Origin of the sequence: Vreelandella neptunia (assembly GCF_022489065.1) — a bacterium.
GTDB lineage: Bacteria > Pseudomonadota > Gammaproteobacteria > Pseudomonadales > Halomonadaceae > Vreelandella > Vreelandella neptunia_A.
Window position 1 is genome coordinate 175,991 of the sequence record NZ_JAKVTW010000005.1, and the last position, 18,541, is coordinate 194,531.

Consider the following 18,541-nt stretch of genomic DNA (forward strand, 5'->3'; position numbering starts at 1 on the left):
AGGCGCGGGTAAAAAGCACTACTCCTTCCCGCGCCTACCCAAGCACTTAATCAAAAACAATAGTGAGAGAGTCCTATGAAAACAATCAAAGGGCCAGCGCTCTTTCTCGCCCAATTTGCCGGTGATGAAGCCCCATTTAATAGCCTTGATAGCATCGCTGGCTGGGCGGCGGGGCTGGGGTATCAGGGTGTGCAAATTCCCAGTTGGGATGCGCGCATGATCGATTTGAAACGCGCCGCCGAGAGCCGCACCTATTGCGACGAGATCAAAGGCACCCTGGCCGAGCACGGTTTGGCGCTCACCGAGCTCTCCACTCATCTGCAAGGCCAACTGGTGGCGGTGCATCCCGCTTATGATGAAATGTTCGATGGCTTTGCGGTACCCGAGGTACGCGGCAATCCCAAGGCGCGTCAGGCCTGGGCCGTTGAGCAGCTAATGCTGGCGGCCAAGGCGTCGCAAAACCTGGGGCTCACCGACCACGGCACCTTTTCAGGATCCCTGGCGTGGCCATTTGTTTACCCCTGGCCCCAGCGCCCTGCGGGCTTGATCGAAACCGCTTTTGACGAGCTGGCTAAACGCTGGCGCCCGATTCTGGACGCCTTTGACGAGGCGGGGGTGAACCTGTGCTACGAGATTCATCCCGGCGAAGATCTACACGACGGCATCACCTTTGAGATGTTCCTTGAGCGGGTCGGCAACCACCCGCGCTGCCATATTCTTTACGACCCCAGCCACCTGATCCTGCAGCAGCTCGACTATCGCGGCTTTCTGGACGTCTACCGCGACCATATTCAGATGTTCCACGTTAAGGATGCCGAGTTTAACCCCAGCCCTAAACAGGGCGTTTATTCCGGCTATCAGTCATGGACGGATCGCGCCGGTCGCTTTCGCTCGCTTGGCGATGGTCAAATCGACTTTAAGTCGATCTTCTCCTGGATGGCGGCCAACGATTACCACGGCTGGGCAGTGCTGGAGTGGGAGTGCTGCCTGAAGCACCCGGAAGTCGGTGCCCGTGAAGGCGCGACCTTTATCCGCGACCACATTATTGAGGTCACCGAGCGGGCATTCGACGACTTTGCCGACGGTGGCTCTGATGAGGCAGCCAATCGACGCATTCTGGGTCTTTAAGAACGGGACTCAACTAGACGACAGGACAAAACGACATGAGCACTCAACACGACACCCCGCGTCGTCTCCGCCTTGGCATGGTGGGCGGCGGCCAGGGTGCTTTTATTGGCGGCGTGCACCGCATAGCCGCCCGGCTGGATGACCACTACGAGCTGGTGGCCGGGGCCTTTGCTTCTGACCCCGAGCGCGGTCAGGCATCCGCTGCAGCTTTACATGTAGCCGCTGATCGCGCCTACCCCGACTACCAAACCATGGCGGAGGCGGAGAGCAAGCGCCCCGACGGCATTGACGTGGTCGCCATTGTGACCCCCAACCATGTGCACTTCGACGTGGCGCGTACCTTTCTAGAAGCGGGTTTTCACGTGATCTGCGACAAGCCGATGACGATCACCCTGGAAGAGGCCCAAACCCTCGCCGAGCTGGTGGAGCGCACGGGGCTTTTCTTTGGCTTAACCCATAACTACTCCGGCTACTCGTTGGTCCGCCAGGCACGAGAAATGGTGGCCAACGGTGAGCTTGGCGAGCTGCGCGTCGTCCAGGTGGAGTACCCGCAAGATTGGCTCTCCACCCGCTTGGAAGAGAGCGGTGTAAAGCAGGCCGAATGGCGCACCGACCCAAAACGCAGCGGCCCGGCGGGCTGTTTGGGCGATATCGGCACCCATGCCTACCACCTGGCGCGGTATGTGACCGGCTTAGAGCTCGAATCCCTCGCCGCCGATATGCACACCTTTGTGGAAGGCCGCGCGGTGGATGACAACGTGCATATGCTGCTGCGCTTCAAGGGCGGAGCCCGGGGAATGCTGTGGTCGAGCCAGGTCGCGCCGGGCAACGAAAACGGCCTGCAGCTGCGCGTTTATGGAAGCAAAGGAGGCCTTGCTTGGCGTCAGGAAACCCCCAATCAGTTACTGCACTCGCCGCTGGGCGAGCCATCGCGAATTTTAACCCGTAACGGCCCCGGCCTTGGCGAAGCCGCCATGGCCGCGGCGCGAATTCCAGCGGGGCATCCAGAGGGTTATCTCGAGGCCTTTGCCCAGCTTTATGGTGATTTTGCGGTGCAAATCCGTGCCCATCAAAACGTCGGCAACGCCAATTCACTGGCAGCGCCAACGCCTGGCGTGGCCGACGGTGTCGATGGCCTGACGTTTATTACCCGCGCGTTGGAATCCTCGCAAGCAGGCGGGCAGTGGGTAGACGTTTAGTCGCTTTGGGTGCAGTGAAGGGTTCTTCAATAACAATAAAACGGTGTAGGAAGCGATATGAATCAGCACTCAGCGCGTTATGTGGACCTTAAACAGCGAGTGGTCTTTATTACCGGCGGGGGCAGTGGCATTGGTGCCGCGCTTACCCGTGCTTTTCATCATCAAGGCGCGCGGGTGGTGTTTGTTGATATCAACGATGCTGCCAGCGAGGCACTGGTCGATGAGCTTCGCGCCGACTCCGGCGAGGCGCCGCGCTATCACCACTGCGATATTCGCGATGTGGCAAGCCTACAGCAGGTTATCGCCGAGACAGGCCAGAACATAGGGCCAATTCATACCCTGGTGAACAATGCCGCCAGCGACGATCGACACCGTTGGCAGGATGTCGATGTCGGCTACTGGGATGAACGTATGTCGCTCAATCTGCGGCCGATGTTTTTCGCTGCCCAGGCGGCAGCCGAACAGATGATAAAGGCCGATGGTGGCTCCATCATTAACTTCGGCTCGGTCAGCGTGCAAATGGCGTTAGGCGGTTTGCCTGCCTACGTCACCGCCAAGGCGGCGGTTCATGGGCTAACGCGCAGCTTGGCCCGGGATTTGGGGGAGCATCATATCCGCGTGAATACGCTGGTACCGGGCGCTGTAATGACTGAACGCCAGCTCGAAAAATGGATTGGCCCCGACGATGAAGCCACCATTCAAGAACGCCAGTGCTTAAAAATGCGCCTTGAAGCCGAGCATATAGCTCCCGCTGTGCTGTTTTTAGCCAGTTCTGAAAGCCAAGCGATTACTGGTCAGGAGTTGGCAGTGGATGGTGGTTGGGCCTAAGGACAAAATGGGCTGACCATTGATGGATTATCTACTAAAAGACTTTTCTACGTTGCCCCGATGGCCTGCTCAATCGGGAATCATGTGCCTATTTTAAACAGCATAAGGCTAGTTTTTATTAATAAAATCAAAAGGTTGGTATTTGTTTTAAACATATAAGAAGTTGTTTAGCAATGGTTTTTATTTACTGTTGGCACAAGGTGGCACGGTGGCTGCAATGAAGTACGTAAGAGCGTAACAGGTAGGACGACCTGACGTTCTTGCACTTTAAACTGACGTGCAATGCTCGCACCGACGTTTAATTTAAGCAGTAAAGCCATATAGGAGCAGTATCATGATGAAGACGGATTATCTCAAGAAGCTTGGCATCCTAGGCGTATCGTTTGGCCTAATGGCCAGCCCACTAGTCTTCGCTGAAATGGAAGGTAGTGACGAAGAGCAAGAGCCTACCCCTCAAGAAGAGCCGATGCAGGAAGGTGAAAGCACCTATAACAGCTACGACACTGAGCAAGATAAAGGTTCGGATGTAGGTACTGAGTACGAAGAGGAAGAGGAAGAATTCACTTACGAAGAAGAGGAAGAGGAGCAAGAAGTACCTGCCACTGGTGAAGAGGAGAAAGATGACACCGGTTGGTAATTGCAATCTTTAAGGACTAACTTTTCTCGGGCTCAAGGATGAGCCAACGGATGCCCCGCCAACTGCGGGGCATCTTTGTGTGGGGCCGTTAACACTATCAACCAAAGCGAACGATATAATTTCACGCTAAAGTGTTAAGCACCTTTATGCTTAACCATTGCCTACGGTGCCCACAAGGATGTCTCGATGCCTCTAAACTGGACGGAAGTTCCCCAACTGCCCAAGGCCGAGGGCCGTATAGAGGCGATAGATTTAGCCCGTGGCCTAGCCATTGGTTTAATGATTATGAGCCACGCTGTCAGTGGTTTAGTGGGTATTCGCAATGTGCCCGACTGGGGCATGGTGCCGATCCATCTTCTGACCAAGTTCTCTTCGTCGCTGTTTATCCTGGTGTTTGGCATTGCGCTGGCCGTGGCGTTTCTATCCCACGCCCAAAGCGAGGATTGGCCTAAACGCCGGTTAAAACTATGGCTACGCGCTATAGAAGTTTGGTTCTGGTACAAAGCACTGCTGGTCATTGAAATGCTGCCGTTCTATCCCCCTAGCGAAATCGTCGATGCCTTGCTCTATGGGCGGTTTGCCATTTGGGTCGAAATCTTAGGTTTTTACGCCATTGCACTGCTATGGGTGCCGTTGATTCTGCCGCTATGGGCGCGGGCACCGCTCTGGAGTCGAATCGCTATCATTGGCGCGTTAACCGCGCTCACCATTTGGCTGCAAAGCCTTTCTTTCGGCGGCAACGATATCCTGAAGGCACTGTTGGTGGATCACGAAGACCACTACACCTGGGGGCAGATCAGCCGTGCGCCGATGATTCTAGTCGGGCTGCTTATCGGTGAAGCGCTGCTGCGCTGCTATTTTGAGCCGGTCTCGCGGCGGCGCTTAGTGCTTACGCTATTGGGCCTGGGCGCACTGATGGTGTCCGGGTTCTATGCCATCGCTTTTGCCAGTGGGGATGTGCACGCGGCGATGGTGGCAGTGGCCAACAACGTCGGCAAACATCCGCCTGGATTAGAGTTTATGCTGTTTAGCTTAGGCGGTGCGCTGGTGCTGTTAGCCCTTGCTTTAGCCGGTGGCGCCAAAGCTGCCAAGGCACTTTTACCGCTGACAGTGGTCGGTTCAGATGCCTTGAAAGCGTTTATTTTCCATATTGTGATGATCTTTTTAGTGCTGCGCTTTCTGTGGGAGGGCGAGGGCATGTATACCTATCCACAGGCACTTGGTGTGGGCGGGCTGTTGATACTTGGCGCCGCGGCGTGGATTTGGTTGACCCGCTGGATGGCTAACCACCGCTAGCCACCATGAATATTTCTGGAGCTTACGATTTGCGACACTGGATTCAACGCGGACTGGTGGCCATAGCGCTGTTAATAGCGCTTCCTGCTCACGCAGAGGGCTATGAGACAAATTGGTACTATGAGGTAGATAAACAGAGCACCTGGCAGGGCGATTTAACCGCACGCCTGCAAGCTATTGAAGGTGTATTTGAGGGCGAACTCGGCGTTTATGTACAAAACCTTGCCAGTGGCGAAGCTTTTTCATGGCGCGCCGATGACCCTTGGTACTTAGCATCGCTGATTAAAATACCGGTGGCAGCCCAGGTCCTCGCTGAACGCCAAGCGGGTACCTTAACGCTGGATGAGCGGCTAACGCTTGCCCAAAGCGATTTTGTTGATGGTGCAGGCCCCACCAATTGGCATGACCCTGGCACGCCTATTTCCATCCGCTACTTGATGGAGCAAATGATTACCGTCAGCGATAATACCGCTTCCGATATGCTGATTGACCGAGTGGGACTTGAAGCGGTGAATCAACGCGCCCGAACCATGATCGCGGCAAGCGGCGGCAACCCCGATGAGATTGGCCCTATCTCTAAATTAGTGGGCGTACGCCAAGGGGTTTACGGCCAGTTACACCCTGATGCGCGCACGCTTGGCGGTATGGATTTTATGGCGCTACGCCAGCACCCGGTCAGCCAGCGCGCGCAGGCGTTAGCCCGTGCACTGGGAGTTAACGCGGATACCTTCACCCAGCCGGATTATGACCACGCTTTCGATGCCTACGAAGCCACAGGTGAAAATGTAGGTACGCTTAGTGCTTATGGTGATCTGATGGCTAGCCTGCACCCCGTTCAGCAAGGACGTGTCATGGAGGGTTTAGATGCAGAGCAGCGGCAAGCACTTTTGGATGTTATGCAGCGAACCAGTTCCGGCAAACAGCGTCTTAAGGCGGGGCTGGGGGCGGGAGTAAGCTTTGCCCACAAAACCGGTACTCAGCAGCGGCGTAGCTGCGATGCAGGCATTGCCGAGCGTGATAATGCCGGTAGTGCAACACAAGGGCCGTGGGTAATTGTCTCCTGTACTCGTGGGCCTGTGGCGGTAAGCGCCCACGAACGAGCCTTGGCCAGTGTAGGCGAAGCCCTTCGCTATAGCGGAGCCCTAGGTAAGCCGTGATAAACTATTGGCCCTTTTGAAGTTAAACCCCCGATAAATAGATCCCGTCAGGAGAAAGTTATGACACGCGCCAGCGCCCGACACATTTTGGTCAGCAGTGAAGAGCAGTGCCTAGCACTGAAAGAAGAAATTCAAAATGGCCGCGACTTTGCGGAAGTCGCTAAAGAGCACTCCAGCTGCCCGTCTAGCCGTCAAGGTGGCGATCTCGGCAGTTTTGGCCCCGGTCAAATGGTGCCTGAATTCGACAAAGTCGTGTTCAACGACGAAGTGGGCCAAGTCCACGGCCCGGTAAAAACCCAGTTTGGTTACCACCTGTTGGAAATTACCGAACGCTCTTAACTTTTCCACCAACCGCTCTTAATTCTGCCTAAAAGGCCGTCAAGCGCCGCGACCATGGTGTTTAAACTATCGAGTCGCGGCGTGAGGAGTACGCCTTGAACGACCCCATCATTACCATTAACGGCCTGAATAAAACCTATGAAGGTGGCTTTCAGGCGTTAACTCATATTGATTTAACGATTCAGCGTGGCGAGATATTTGCGCTGCTTGGTCCCAACGGGGCGGGTAAAACCACGCTGATCAGTGTGGTATGCGGTTTGGTCAACCCCACTGCTGGCCATGTGCTGGTAGATGGGTTCGATAATATTACCCATTACCGCCAGGCCCGGGAGCTTATTGGTTTAGTGCCTCAAGAGCTAACCAACGAAGCGTTTGAAACTGTCTGGAACACCGTTAGTTTCAGCCGTGGCCTGTTTGGCAAAGCCCCTAACCCAGCGCATATCGAAAAAGTGCTCAAGTCGCTAACGCTATGGGATAAGCGTAACAACCGCTTGATGACGCTCTCTGGTGGCATGAAGCGTCGCGTGCTAATCGCCAAAGCGCTCTCCCACGAGCCGCGCATACTGTTTCTGGACGAACCCACCGCCGGGGTCGATGTAGAGCTGCGCCGTGAGATGTGGGAAGTGGTGCGCCAACTGTGCGATAACGGTGTGACCATTATTCTAACCACTCACTACATCGAAGAAGCCGAAGAGATGGCCGATCGCATCGGCGTTATCAATCGCGGTGAGCTGGTGCTGGTGGAAGAGAAAGCCGCCTTGATGAGCAAGCTGGGCAGCAAACAGCTAACGCTCAACCTGCACAGCCCGCTAACCGAGATGCCCGCCACACTGCAGCGCTTTGAGCTTAGCCTTGCGGCCGAAGGGTATGAACTGATCTATACCTACGACGGTAGCCAGGAAGAGGACAGCCACGCAATTTCAGAGCTGCTGACCGCCCTGGAGCGTGAAGGGGTCACCTTTAAAGACCTGAACACCCGGCAGAGTTCGCTTGAGGATATTTTTGTCGATCTGGTTAACCCTAAGGAGCGTGCATGAACCTTCACCCTGTTCGCGCTATTTATATGGCGGAAATGGCCCGCACGCGCCGCACTCTACTGCAGAGCATTGTCTCGCCGGTGATCTCTACATCACTCTACTTTGTGGTGTTTGGTGCGGCTATCGGCTCGCGAATCAGTGAGGTCAATGGCGTCAGCTACGGCGCTTTTATTGTGCCGGGGTTGATTATGCTCATGCTGCTCACTCAAAGCGTTTCAAACGCCTCTTTCGGCATCTTTTTTCCCAAATTTTCCGGCAGTATTTACGAGCTGCTGTCGGCGCCTATCTCGCATTTAGAGATCGTGATTGGCTACGTTGGCGCGGCGGCCTCGAAATCGATTCTATTGGGGCTGATTATTTTGGCGACCTCGGGCCTGTTTGTACCGCTGGAAATCGCCCACCCGTTTTGGATGCTGTTCTTTCTGGTGCTGACGGCCGTCACCTTTAGCCTGCTGGGTTTTATCATCGGCATTTGGGCTGATGGCTTTGACCGCCTGCAACTGGTGCCGCTGTTAGTGATTACCCCGCTGACCTTTTTGGGTGGCAGCTTCTACTCCATTGATATGCTGCCGCCGTTTTGGCAAAACGTTACGTTAGCCAATCCCGTGGTGTACTTGGTGAGCGGTTTTCGCTGGAGTTTTTACGGCATCAGCGATGTGAGTTTAGCGGCGAGTGTGGGCATGATTGCGCTATTTCTCGTAGCTTGCCTGGGGACGATTGGTTGGATTTTTCGTACCGGTTACCGCCTTAAACCCTGACTCTACATTAAGTCATCTCTTTAACACTTAACCTCTGGAAGCTAGCAGACGCTTATGCCACTACTGCAAAGTATTGTGCACCGCCTTGATCCGACGCTTGACGGTGAGCGCTTAACCCTAACTGCCGCACCCCAGTCAGAACAGGCGGCGCCCAGCGACGACTCGGTAATGGCGAGCTTAGTAGGTGCGCTGAACGACACCTACAACACCAAGCCCAAAGGCTGGGGGCGCTTTGCTGAAGAGGGTGAGCAGGCCGGGCCGCTGGCTATGTGGCTGAGCGATTATCTGGCGGGCAATAAAAGCTTCGTTGAGGTTTCAGTAGACTTGGCAGAACGGCTCGCTAAGCAGCTTCAAGAGCAACTGTCAGTGAGTGGTTACTTAGTGATTAGCCATCAGCGCCAGGGTGATACCGAAACGCTGCTAATGGCCTTGGTGCATCAGCGTGAAGGGATTGGCATTAACGATGACCACCACGCGGTGCCCGCCGCCCAGTTGAATACCAGCCAGCTTACCCTGGCCGCGCGCATTAACCTTACCCAGTGGCAGAGCGATGCGCCTAACGCGCAGTATGTGTCGTTCCTAAAAGATCGCGGCGGTAAAAAACTCGCCGAAGGATTGGTCGCGCTGCTGGGTATGGAAGAGGGTGTCGATGCCCCGGCGGAAACTCGTACGCTGCTCAAAGCGTTTAGTGACTACGTCGAGAAAGAGGATTATGACGACGAAGTCAGTCGTGAAAAAACCGACACGCTGGTGGATTACGCCAACGAACAGCTGCGCCGTGGCGAACCGATGACCCTGGAAGAGCTTTCTGGGTTAGTCAATGAGCAGCAGCCCAAAGCGTTTTATGAGCATATTCGCAACGCCGATTACGGGCTCTCGCCAGAGATTCCGCCGGATAAACGCACCTTAAGCCAGTTCCGCCGTTTCACCGGGCGCGCCGGTGGCGTCTCCATTAGCTTTGATTCGCACCTGCTGGGCTCAAGCATCGAGTACGACGCTGCCCAGGATCGCTTAATTATTAAGCAAGTGCCTAAGCAACTGAGAGAGCAGCTTACCAAGAAGGATTGAGGTAAAGGCGCCCCAAAAATGCTGCCTATGCTTGGCTCATCAAGCTTTCGTACGAGATATTCAACTGATCATGCAGGTTTTTCATCATTTTAAGGGAAAGCTTGCGCTTGCGGTTCAGTACCTCAGACACGCGCCCGCTGGAGCCTAGTATGGGCTCTAGATCGAGCCGGGTAAGACCTTTTTGTTCCATGCGAAACTTGATTGCCTCAATTGGGTCAGGCGGGGCGATTGGGTAGTGTTGATTTTCGTAGGCTTCAATGAGAGTGACCAAAACCTCCATCTCATCGTTTTCGGGGGTACCTTCCTCGGTTTGGAAGATACTCTCCAGGCGATGAAAAGCAGCCTGTAAATCTTGGTCATTGCGAATAGGTTTAATAAGCATTGACAGTCTCCGCCTCAATTTCATCGTATTGAGAGTGGGTGCCGATGAATTTCACCCATACAATCCCCGCTCGGTAGTGAAGCTCAACAATTAAGCGGTATTTGTTTCCACCAATATTAAAGACGACTCGGTTATTTCCCAGTGTGCTGGCGTTGCCAAAGTGTGCCTTTACATCATGAGATGTTTTCCACTGAGCATTGGCTACTTCATCATGTCAGATTTCAAGGGGCCCTTTTGCATCGCTATATTGCGGAGTTTCCCAAAACTTCCGCAATGTACTTTTGGCAATTATCCGCATGGATGCTCCCTTTTTGGGAGAATTGTTCTCTCTCCCGTTTTGGGAGTCAAGGCCTTAAGGTATCTATAAATGCACTTCAAGGGTTAAGCGCGGTCAGACGTCGATGATTATCAATGGAGAGTACGAATGCTGAATGCCATTAGTGATTTCTTCCAGCGCACGCTGGCGCAACCCGAGCAGCGCGAAAACCAAACGTTGACCCTGGAGCTAGCCACCGCGGCATTGTTGTGTGAAATTGTTCGCGCCGACTACGACACCAGCGAAGAAGAGCTTGCTGCCCTGCGTATTATGCTTATTGAGCGCTACCGGCTAAGCGAAAGCGATGTGGAAGAGTTAATGACGCTGGCGCAAGCCGAAGTCGATGAAGCCGTCGATCACTACCAGTTCGTGAGCCTGATCAAAGAGCACTATGATTACGACCAGCGCTGCGAACTGGTTGCACAAATGTGGCAGCTTGCCTGGGCAGACGGCTGTGTCGATCCACTGGAAGAGCACCGTATTCGCCGCTTGGCGGATCTGCTGTATGTGAGCCATAGCGATTTTATCCGCACCAAACTGCACGTAGAGGAGCGCAATAACCACGATGCATAACCGCAACGAAGACTCGAATTTAATGGATTTAATAGACTCAATTGAGAACATGGAGCAGGACGCTTCGCGGGTCAGCGTTGACGATGTGGTTCAAGCCGTAGGGCGGCGCTCATTTGGGCCGCTACTTCTGGTGGCTGGTTTAATTACTCTAACGCCCATTATTGGTGACATACCCGGTATGCCAACGCTGATGGCCGCATTGGTGCTCCTCGTTTCAGTGCAACTTCTCGCTGGTCGAGACGCTTTCTGGCTACCTGGCTGGCTGTTAAAGCGCTCACTTTCACGGCAAAAGTTCGATAAGGGCATTCATTACATGAAAAAGCCCGCTCGCTGGATTGATGGGCTGCTGCGCGTGCGCTTACCGTGGCTGACGGGCTATATCGGAATCCGCGTGACGGCGGTTGTCTGCCTGCTGATCGCCCTTGCCATGCCACCAATGGAGTTCATTCCCTTTTCGGCTAACGGTGCGGGGCTGGCGCTGACGCTGCTGGGGTTAGGCTTGGTTGCCCGGGATGGTATCGCTCTGTTACTAGGGTTTGCACTGTTTGCAGCCACGACTGCGTTTATCGCGATGAGTTTATTCTAACAAAGGTATTTTTCATGTCAGACGCTTCACCACCCACCCCACCCAAATTGCCGGAAAAACAGGGGGCCTGGGAACGGCGCATCGAAACAGCGCTGTGGAATTCACGCTTCTTGGTGATGTTGGCGGTCATACCCAGTCTGCTGGGCTCATTAATGCTGTTTATTGTCGGCACCATGGATATTTTAAAGGTGGTTGCCGATGTTTTTCGTTACTACCTATTTGGCAGTGCGCAGAATATTCACGACAGCTTGGTGCCTGACATTATTATCGCGGTAGATATTTATCTGATTGCCATCGTGCTATTGATCTTTGGCTTGGGCGTATACCGGCTGTTTGTCTCCCGTATTGACCAAGCCGAAGCGAGTAATTTGCGCCACCCGTTTAACGTTGCATCGTTGGATCAACTCAAAGACAAAATAGCCCGGGTGGTGATTCTGGCGGTGATTATTGAGTTTTTCCGCGCCGTGGTGGATATCCGTTTCGCCACGCCGCTGGAAGCCATCTACTTAGCCCTTTCAGTATTGGCGCTGGCGGCCGCGCTCTATTTGATGAGCCTCGGCCACAAAGGCGAGTAAGCCAGCCTGCATTGACTGGCGAAGCTACTGCTCATTGGCTGATAACAGCCCTTCCACGAGCCTGTTTAACTGCTGCTGGAACTGCCCGCCCGGTGAGGGTGGGTTGGGGTCTGAAGTAATGACTACCGTCATCTCGCGTTCAGGAATAACGTATAACGCTTGGCCACCGTAGCCGCGCCCGTAATACACATCTTCCCCTGCTAGTTGTGTAATAAACCACCCATAGCCGTAGCCATCGCCGGTCCAGCGTGAGGTGCCACGCGGCTGCCACGACGCTTCCACCCAGCCTTCAGGCAGAACACGCTCGCCATTGACCACACCATCATTGCGATACAGCTCGCCTACTTCTATTAACGCCCGCGGCGAAAGCTGCATATCATTGCCACCAAAATAGATGCCTTGCGGATCGCGTAACCAAGGCCGAATGTTGATATTGAGGGGATTGCCCAGTAAACGCTGAGCGAGCGCGTGGGTCGTTTCGCCGCTGGCGTGGGTAAGGGCGGCTGAAAGGAGGTGGCTGGTGCCGGTTGAATAGAGCATTTGCCCGCCGGGTTCATCCACAAAAGGACGTGTCATCGCATCAGTGACCCAGTTTTCACTGGCCACCCAGGCGCCATAATTGCTGCCTGAGGTGCGTTCAAGACCCGCCTGCTGAGCGAGTAGATGGGCAACGGTGATGTCGCTTACCTGTGGCTCCGTGCCGTTAGGTAGGTGCTCGCCAAACAACTCAACCATGGGTTGGTCAGTCGATTCGACAATATTCGCCTCAATCGCCGCGCCGGTAATCGCGGCTAACACCGTTTTAGATAACGATTTGATATTGGCAGGCGATGCCACGCCAGGTCCACCTTGATGATACTCGTGAATGATCTCGCCTTGGTGGGCCACGACGATGGCGTGTATACGGCTTAGCTCAGCCGTTTCACTGTCTAGTGTTGCCAAGGTTGTGGTAGTGGGTACTGCAGCATAGATCGACGACGCGCCTAACAAAGCGAAAATGCTGGACGTCAACAAAAATAGTGAGCGCATCGTGGTACCTCGCTTGGAAGAAACTGGGTGCTCGAGACTTGTTGCTACAGATATGCGGATGTTGCAGAGCAATGAGAAAGTTACGAAGCTTCGAAAGTGGCTCGCTTCGAAGGTTCCATCAGCCTCACAAACGCCTAATTAGGCAAAAGACGCTAATGGCTGCTACCATAGAGGTGCTACTATCAAGCTAAACAAGCCTTTGATTTCTCAGAAACGCAAACAAGCAAGGAGCGCCCTATGCGTAATATTATCTATATCGTTGGTCTTATCGTGGTTGTTTTGTTCATTCTTTCGATGCTCGGCCTGCGCTAAGCTCAAGATAACAAGCCCAATAAAAACCGCTCGTAGGTGTCACCTACGAGCGGTTTTTTTATGTGCGATCAGCCGGGAAACCATTAGGCGCAGTCAGCGGCACCCTGGCCAAACATATCAAACATCAATTCACGGCCCAAGCGGGTTAATACAAAGCGGCCATACTCATTGAACGTAGCGGCTTCGCTATCTTCCATTACCTGCTGGCAGGTTGCCCAAGTGGGCGCGACTGAACCGAGCACGAGAAGCTCACGGCGCGTTAAACCACGCTGGGAAAGGGTGATGGTTTCTAGCACATGGCCATGGTCATACAGCAGCTCAGCGGCAATCGACAAACACTGGCGAAGGCTTCGCTGAACGCTCGCAGCAGTGGTGAGCCCACGAGTCGGTGGGGCAGGGCGCTCGTTAGTCAGCTCGGAATTCATGAGTTCTGGAGGCATCGAATGTTCTCCTGCAAATAGCACCAAATTGGGCTTGTTGCAGCGCATTATAGACTAAGGTTGATGTTAGACCAAGGTCTATCATTAGTTTGAGCTAGATGGCCTCGGTGGGGTCAATCGCCATATTCAAGGCGTATGCATTCATCGAAATATCGCCAAGAACACCTTCAGTAACATTTTGACACGCAATAAAAGCGACAAATATTTAAGTTAAATGTTAAATGGTCGATAGCTTTAAACTAACACCACAGCGAATTGCGGCATGAACAGCATAAGCATAAGCGTTACAACGTTTTAAAAAAGGACGGTAAAGCATGGCTTCCATTTCATCACTCGGTATTGGTTCAGGCCTCGACCTCAACGGCTTGCTGGATCAGCTGCAAGACGCCGAGCGCGGCAAACTTGAGCCGATTGAGCGGCAACTGGAAACCCAGCAGACCAAAATTTCAGCCTACGGACAGCTGCAAAGCGCGCTTTCAGCGTTTCAAGATTCCGCTGATGCGCTCAATGATAGTGCGCTTTACGAAAGCCTTTCCACCAACGTAGGTGGAGAAGCTATCACCGCTACTGCCGATGCAGAAGCGCAGCCGGGCAGCTATAACGTAAGTGTTGAAACCCTGGCAACTCGCGGCACGCTAGCCTCAGATGGCGTAGCTACAGCTGATCAAGCGATTACCACGGATGCCCAAGAGCTAACCCTTAATTTCGCGGGTAGCCCTTCTCAGGTGATCGACATAGCGGCAGATAGCTCCCTAGAAGATATTCGCGATGCGATAAACGCCAACGAAAGTGCTGGCGTAAACGCCACTATTGTTAATGATGGCACTAATTTCCGTTTAGCTCTCAGTTCCCGCGAAACCGGCGCTGATGCTTCTATAGAGAGCTTTAGCTTTGATGGTGCTGCCCCGTTTGCAGCCGACACCGAGAATACACTGCAAAGCGGCACCGATGCCGCCCTAACGGTGAATGGCATCGCGATTACCAGCTCTACCAATCAGGTGGAAGGCGCCATTCAAGGAGTGTCGCTAAACCTTGAAGAAGAAGGCGAAAGCACCGTTAAAGTAGAACAGAACACACTAGCTGTTCGCGAAGCAGTCACTAGCTTTGTGGATGCCTACAATGACCTTAAAGGCACCATTGGCAAGCTAACCAGCTTTGACGCTGAAACCGGTGCAGCCGGTGAACTATTAGGCGATAGCGCAGTGCGCACTGTTGAATCACGTATGCGGATTGCGCTTACCAGCGGTTCGGAAGGGCAGTTCTCCACGCTTAGCGATATCGGTATTTCTTTACAGCGCGATGGCACGTTAGAAATCAATTCCGATGATCTCGATAATGCCATTGCAAATAACCAAGGCGCCCTTTCTGAGTTTTTCGCCGGTGCCTCTGAAGAGAATGGCATGGCTGGTCAGTTAAGCAATACGCTTGAACAATTGTTGGGTTCCAATGGCACCGTAACCGGGGCAATTACTGGGGCGGAAAACCGCTCCGAATCGCTGGTCGAGCGTTACACTCGTATGGAGCAATCCATTGATCAAACCATCTCCCGTTACCGTACACAGTTTGGCCAGTTGGACGGCATGATCGCGCAAATGAACCAAACGAGCAGCTACCTCACTCAGCAGTTCGACGCCCTTGATGCGCAGCTAGGCCGTGATTGATGCGGTAAGCTAAAAATTGATGAACCCGACGCCTGCGCTAAGCAGGCGTTTTTGTTGGTAAAAAACAAAATAGCCCAGTTAGCGAAAGAAAAAGCGCTAAAGTTGCCCTCTGTTCAGTCGATAAGCTAACTACCAGACTTCCTAGCGCAAACGATGCGCGTAATGTTTTTGGTTTAGCCTTTTCACTGAGGAACACCCAGCATGGCGACGATAACCTCCCTTGGCGTTGGATCGGGTCTTGATCTGACCGGCCTGTTGGATCAATTACAAGAAGCCGAACGTGGCAAGCTTGCCCCCATCACGCTTCAAAAAAAGCAGCAAGAAGCCAAAATTTCTGCCTACGGCCAGCTGCAAACCTCGCTTAATGCGTTTCAAGACGCCGTAGCGAAAATCAACGACCCCAAGCTTTATCAAAGCCTTTCCGCTAATGTGCGTGGGGAGGGTATCACTGCCACAACGACCGAAGATGCATTACCTGGCAGTTACCGAGTAGAAGTCAGTCAGTTGGCAACCTCAGGTACGCTTGCTTCAGGGCGCGTGGACGAAAAAGATCAAGCACTTGATTTACAAGGTGCTACCTCGCTCAAGCTCACTTTTGGCAGTGGCGATTCAGTTGATATCGCTATCTCAGCAGATAGCACGCTGAATGAGATTCGTGATGCCATTAACTCAAATAAAGATGCCGGTGTTAACGCCACTATTATTAATGACGGTGAAGGCTATCGGCTGGCGCTAAGTTCTAAAGAGACGGGCGTTGAAGCGTCTATCGACAGTTTCAGTTTTGTAGATGCAGCCAATGCTGTCGTAACGGGCCCATTTAGTGAAGCCACCGAAGCTGGCTCCAAGCGCCAAGGGCAAGATGCAGCGCTAACAGTTAACGGCATCGCGATCAGTAGTGCCAAAAACCAAATCGAAGGTGCTATTCAAGGGGTAACGCTCAACCTCGCTGAACTCAGTATTGAAGAAGGCGAAACCGCGTCTAGCACGGTTAACATTGAGCGCAATACGCTAAAACAGCGCGAAGCGATTAACGGTTTTGTAAAAGCGTTTAATGATTTAAAAGGTACCATCGGTAAATTAACCGCGTTTGACAGCGAAAGTGGCAGCGCAGCGGAGCTATTAGGCGACAGTGCTGTGCGCACTATTGAGTCACGTCTTCGCAGCGTTCTAACGGGCGGTGTGGAAGGGGGCGAGTTATCCACCCTCAGCCAGTTAGGGATTACGCTGCTGCGTGACGGCACGCTGGAAGTAGACGACGACAAGCTAAGCGATCTGGTGGCCAATAATCCCCAGGCGCTTAGTGACTTTTTTGCCGGTGATGCCACAGAGGGCGGCCTAGCGGGCAAACTCGAAACATCAATTGGACAAATGTTAGGCGATAGCGGCGTGCTGAAAGGCGCGATTTCAGGCGCGGAAAACCGAGTAAAGAGCCTCGATACCCGCTATGAGCGTATGGAAAAAAGTATTGAAAGCACGATCTCACGCTACCGTACTCAATTCAGCCAGCTTGATGTGATGATCGCGCAAATGAACAGTACCAGCTCCTACCTCACTCAGCAGTTTGATGCCCTTGATGCTCAGCTAGGCCGTGACTAGGTTTGATCCGGGAAGCTTTAAGATAAAGTTTCCTTCTTTTTAAAAAAAATGGCCGTTCCATTTATTTCAGGCCATAAAAGCAGCGCATAGCGCTGCTTTTGCTTTGTGAAGTTATCAAAAGCGATTTGACGAAATCTGGATAAACTGGGATATGTCATCGCGAGCGCAGCGAAGCAATCTCAAGCACTCGGTGCCTGCCGACTCAAGCATGAAAACTCTTCATCTTTCAGTTACCTACTTTTACATCTTTTTTTACCACTTCCCCTAAAGATTCCTCTCGCTCTGCCGTTAATTAATATAACGGCACAAACAGTGGCCGAAAGCAGGCCTCAGGGCCAGTGTCCAAAGCAAGGAGTCTCACACCATGTCAGTGATCAATACCAACATCACATCCATGATCGGCCAGCAAAACCTGGGCAAGTCTCAGAGCAGCCTGCAAACATCCATGGAGCGCTTATCTTCAGGCCTACGTATCAACAGTGCCAAGGATGATGCGGCCGGTCAGGCCATCGCCAACCGCATGAGCAGTCAGATCACTGGTCTGGCACAAGCGCAGCGTAACGCCAACGACGGTATTTCAGTATCACAAACGGCGGAAGGCGCGCTGAATCAAATTAACGATAACGTTCAACGTATTCGTGAATTAACGGTTCAAGCCCAAAACGGTACTAACTCTGATAATGACCTGCAGTCTATCCAGGACGAAATCACTCAGCGTACAACAGAAATCGACCGTATCTCCTCTGAAACCGACTTTAACGGCACAAAGGTTCTAGCGTCTAATCAGAGCATTGCTATTCAGGTAGGTGCCAACGATGGTGAGGCTATTAGCGTCGGCCTTAAAGAAATCACCACTGAAACCCTCGGTTTGAGTAGTCTGGATGTCACAAAATTGCCCAGTGCCCAGGCAGCCTCAGATTTTGCTGGGACCGGAACAGCTGAAGTTCCAGGGACTCCTGCAGTCGGAACTACTGCGGCCGTTCCTACCGTTCCAGCCACTACGGGTGTACAAGGCTCTTCGTTTGCTGACAGTGTTACAGGCACTGTTGTGCAAAACAGCGATGGTGCTAACTACTTGCGTACGGTTAACGACGAAGGAGAAAATCAATACGCGCTGCTAGGTACAGCAAGCGTTGATGCTGATGGTGTTGTTTCTTTTGATAGTACAGGTGCCACTCTGACCACCGTTGAAGCTAAAGAGGCAGGTCTGACACCGCTGGCGGATATTGATGCTGCACTTAACGAGGTTGATAGCTTGCGCTCTGACTTGGGTGCGGTGCAGAACCGTTTTGAGTCTGCCATCGATAACTTGAGCACCAACGAAACGAACCTGTCTGCTGCGCGTTCACGTATCGAAGATGCTGACTACGCGGTAGAAGTGGCCAACATGACCCGCGCGCAGATTCTGCAGCAGGCCGGTACTTCAGTGCTGGCTCAGGCTAATCAGATCCCGCAGAACGTGCTTTCTCTGCTGGGTTAATCCACGCCTAGATAGGCGAATGTTGTACACAGAACGGGCCCCATTGGGCCCGTTTTCAATTAATAAAGCCTAAACTTGCCGTTCTGCCCGCTTTTTCCCGGCTTTGCTCTCTCTTCTGCCAGTTTAGAATCCTCCCTAAGCCCA

19 protein-coding genes and 1 pseudogene are annotated in these 18,541 nt (G+C 53.1%); 16 read left to right on the top strand and 4 right to left on the bottom strand.

The genetic code is table 11. The annotated features are described in order from the left end of the window. The first annotated feature begins 75 nt into the window (after positions 1-75). From MLE19_RS09820 to MLE19_RS09865, 10 genes are all read left to right on the top strand, one after another. Complete coding sequence (locus tag MLE19_RS09820) at positions 76-1,128, top strand: sugar phosphate isomerase/epimerase family protein (RefSeq protein ID WP_240718002.1); 1,053 nt, start codon at positions 76-78, stop codon at positions 1,126-1,128. Between the two features lie 35 nt (positions 1,129-1,163). Further along, positions 1,164-2,327, top strand: a complete 1,164-nt coding sequence (locus tag MLE19_RS09825) for a Gfo/Idh/MocA family protein (protein ID WP_240718003.1) — start codon at positions 1,164-1,166, stop codon at positions 2,325-2,327. Between the two features lie 57 nt (positions 2,328-2,384). Continuing rightward, positions 2,385-3,155, top strand: coding sequence for an SDR family NAD(P)-dependent oxidoreductase (locus MLE19_RS09830; protein WP_240718004.1), 771 nt, complete (start codon positions 2,385-2,387; stop codon positions 3,153-3,155). A gap of 334 nt (positions 3,156-3,489) precedes the next feature. Then, positions 3,490-3,792 (top strand): hypothetical protein, encoded by a 303-nt coding sequence (locus tag MLE19_RS09835; protein WP_240718005.1) that lies wholly within the window; start codon positions 3,490-3,492, stop codon positions 3,790-3,792. A gap of 186 nt (positions 3,793-3,978) precedes the next feature. Beyond that, positions 3,979-5,088: a heparan-alpha-glucosaminide N-acetyltransferase domain-containing protein gene (locus MLE19_RS09840; RefSeq protein ID WP_240718006.1), complete on the top strand. Its 1,110-nt coding sequence runs from the start codon at positions 3,979-3,981 to the stop codon at positions 5,086-5,088. A gap of 29 nt (positions 5,089-5,117) precedes the next feature. After that, positions 5,118-6,245 (top strand): serine hydrolase, encoded by a 1,128-nt coding sequence (locus tag MLE19_RS09845; RefSeq protein WP_240718007.1) that lies wholly within the window; start codon positions 5,118-5,120, stop codon positions 6,243-6,245. Positions 6,246-6,305: 60 nt separating this feature from the next. Beyond that, the gene (locus MLE19_RS09850) at positions 6,306-6,584 is read left to right on the top strand and encodes a peptidylprolyl isomerase (protein WP_088701779.1); all 279 of its coding nucleotides are present in this window, start codon (positions 6,306-6,308) and stop codon (positions 6,582-6,584) included. 95 nt (positions 6,585-6,679) lie between these two features. Next, complete coding sequence (locus tag MLE19_RS09855; RefSeq protein ID WP_240718008.1) at positions 6,680-7,621, top strand: ABC transporter ATP-binding protein; 942 nt, start codon at positions 6,680-6,682, stop codon at positions 7,619-7,621. Further along, positions 7,618-8,379 (top strand): ABC transporter permease, encoded by a 762-nt coding sequence (locus tag MLE19_RS09860; protein WP_240718009.1) that lies wholly within the window; start codon positions 7,618-7,620, stop codon positions 8,377-8,379. The genes MLE19_RS09855 and MLE19_RS09860 overlap by 4 nt, the downstream gene beginning before the upstream one ends. A gap of 54 nt (positions 8,380-8,433) precedes the next feature. Continuing rightward, on the top strand, positions 8,434-9,447 hold the full coding sequence (locus MLE19_RS09865; protein ID WP_240718010.1) for a nucleoid-associated protein: 1,014 nt from the start codon (positions 8,434-8,436) through the stop codon (positions 9,445-9,447). Positions 9,448-9,472: 25 nt separating this feature from the next. Here MLE19_RS09865 and MLE19_RS09870 read toward each other — a convergent pair whose 3' ends face one another. After that, on the bottom strand, positions 9,473-9,829 hold the full coding sequence (locus MLE19_RS09870) for a helix-turn-helix domain-containing protein (RefSeq protein WP_240718011.1): 357 nt from the start codon (positions 9,827-9,829) through the stop codon (positions 9,473-9,475). Continuing rightward, positions 9,819-10,028: pseudogene (locus tag MLE19_RS09875) on the bottom strand (type II toxin-antitoxin system HigB family toxin); the annotation flags it as partial. The gene MLE19_RS09870 and the pseudogene MLE19_RS09875, both read right to left, overlap by 11 nt. A gap of 225 nt (positions 10,029-10,253) precedes the next feature. Between MLE19_RS09875 and MLE19_RS09880 the strand changes: the two are divergent. Genes MLE19_RS09880 through MLE19_RS09890 form a run of 3 tightly spaced genes read left to right on the top strand, consistent with a single transcriptional unit; the run spans position 10,254 to position 11,879 of the window. Next, positions 10,254-10,718 (top strand): TerB family tellurite resistance protein, encoded by a 465-nt coding sequence (locus tag MLE19_RS09880; protein ID WP_240718012.1) that lies wholly within the window; start codon positions 10,254-10,256, stop codon positions 10,716-10,718. Next, the gene (locus tag MLE19_RS09885) at positions 10,711-11,304 is read left to right on the top strand and encodes an exopolysaccharide biosynthesis protein (protein WP_240718013.1); all 594 of its coding nucleotides are present in this window, start codon (positions 10,711-10,713) and stop codon (positions 11,302-11,304) included. Before MLE19_RS09880 ends, MLE19_RS09885 begins: the two co-directional genes overlap by 8 nt. Before the next feature lie 14 nt (positions 11,305-11,318). After that, positions 11,319-11,879, top strand: coding sequence for a YqhA family protein (locus tag MLE19_RS09890; protein WP_240718014.1), 561 nt, complete (start codon positions 11,319-11,321; stop codon positions 11,877-11,879). Positions 11,880-11,903: 24 nt separating this feature from the next. On the opposite strand, the gene MLE19_RS09895 is transcribed toward MLE19_RS09890, so the two are convergent. Together MLE19_RS09895 and MLE19_RS09900 are read right to left on the bottom strand one after the other, a co-directional pair. Then, positions 11,904-12,908, bottom strand: coding sequence for a serine hydrolase domain-containing protein (locus tag MLE19_RS09895; RefSeq protein WP_240718015.1), 1,005 nt, complete (start codon positions 12,906-12,908; stop codon positions 11,904-11,906). Between the two features lie 395 nt (positions 12,909-13,303). Further along, the gene (locus tag MLE19_RS09900; protein WP_240718016.1) at positions 13,304-13,660 is read right to left on the bottom strand and encodes a hypothetical protein; all 357 of its coding nucleotides are present in this window, start codon (positions 13,658-13,660) and stop codon (positions 13,304-13,306) included. Positions 13,661-13,974: 314 nt separating this feature from the next. Between MLE19_RS09900 and fliD (MLE19_RS09905) the strand changes: the two genes are divergently transcribed. From fliD (MLE19_RS09905) to MLE19_RS09915, 3 genes are all read left to right on the top strand, one after another. Next, a complete protein-coding gene (fliD, locus tag MLE19_RS09905; protein WP_240718017.1) occupies positions 13,975-15,321 on the top strand; it encodes a flagellar filament capping protein FliD in 1,347 nt (448 codons plus the stop codon). 201 nt (positions 15,322-15,522) lie between these two features. After that, on the top strand, positions 15,523-16,917 hold the full coding sequence (gene fliD, locus MLE19_RS09910; RefSeq protein ID WP_240718018.1) for a flagellar filament capping protein FliD: 1,395 nt from the start codon (positions 15,523-15,525) through the stop codon (positions 16,915-16,917). A 364-nt stretch (positions 16,918-17,281) separates the two neighbouring features. Beyond that, positions 17,282-18,397, top strand: coding sequence for a FliC/FljB family flagellin (locus MLE19_RS09915; protein ID WP_240718019.1), 1,116 nt, complete (start codon positions 17,282-17,284; stop codon positions 18,395-18,397). Positions 18,398-18,541 lie beyond the last annotated feature (144 nt).

Excerpts from the sequence above, each read along its gene's own strand:
- MLE19_RS09820 (WP_240718002.1), top strand. The coding sequence starts at position 76 with ATGAAAACAATCAAAGGGCCAGCGCTCTTTCTCGCCCAATTTGCCGGT.
- MLE19_RS09825 (WP_240718003.1), top strand. The coding sequence starts at position 1,164 with ATGAGCACTCAACACGACACCCCGCGTCGTCTCCGCCTTGGCATGGTG.
- MLE19_RS09830 (WP_240718004.1), top strand. The coding sequence starts at position 2,385 with ATGAATCAGCACTCAGCGCGTTATGTGGACCTTAAACAGCGAGTGGTC.
- MLE19_RS09835 (WP_240718005.1), top strand. The coding sequence starts at position 3,490 with ATGATGAAGACGGATTATCTCAAGAAGCTTGGCATCCTAGGCGTATCG.
- MLE19_RS09840 (WP_240718006.1), top strand. The coding sequence starts at position 3,979 with ATGCCTCTAAACTGGACGGAAGTTCCCCAACTGCCCAAGGCCGAGGGC.
- MLE19_RS09850 (WP_088701779.1), top strand. The coding sequence starts at position 6,306 with ATGACACGCGCCAGCGCCCGACACATTTTGGTCAGCAGTGAAGAGCAG.
- MLE19_RS09860 (WP_240718009.1), top strand. The coding sequence starts at position 7,618 with ATGAACCTTCACCCTGTTCGCGCTATTTATATGGCGGAAATGGCCCGC.
- MLE19_RS09865 (WP_240718010.1), top strand. The coding sequence starts at position 8,434 with ATGCCACTACTGCAAAGTATTGTGCACCGCCTTGATCCGACGCTTGAC.
- MLE19_RS09870 (WP_240718011.1), bottom strand. The coding sequence starts at position 9,829 with ATGCTTATTAAACCTATTCGCAATGACCAAGATTTACAGGCTGCTTTT.
- MLE19_RS09880 (WP_240718012.1), top strand. The coding sequence starts at position 10,254 with ATGCTGAATGCCATTAGTGATTTCTTCCAGCGCACGCTGGCGCAACCC.
- MLE19_RS09885 (WP_240718013.1), top strand. The coding sequence starts at position 10,711 with ATGCATAACCGCAACGAAGACTCGAATTTAATGGATTTAATAGACTCA.
- MLE19_RS09890 (WP_240718014.1), top strand. The coding sequence starts at position 11,319 with ATGTCAGACGCTTCACCACCCACCCCACCCAAATTGCCGGAAAAACAG.
- MLE19_RS09895 (WP_240718015.1), bottom strand. The coding sequence starts at position 12,908 with ATGCGCTCACTATTTTTGTTGACGTCCAGCATTTTCGCTTTGTTAGGC.
- MLE19_RS09900 (WP_240718016.1), bottom strand. The coding sequence starts at position 13,660 with ATGCCTCCAGAACTCATGAATTCCGAGCTGACTAACGAGCGCCCTGCC.
- fliD (WP_240718017.1), top strand. The coding sequence starts at position 13,975 with ATGGCTTCCATTTCATCACTCGGTATTGGTTCAGGCCTCGACCTCAAC.
- fliD (WP_240718018.1), top strand. The coding sequence starts at position 15,523 with ATGGCGACGATAACCTCCCTTGGCGTTGGATCGGGTCTTGATCTGACC.
- MLE19_RS09915 (WP_240718019.1), top strand. The coding sequence starts at position 17,282 with ATGTCAGTGATCAATACCAACATCACATCCATGATCGGCCAGCAAAAC.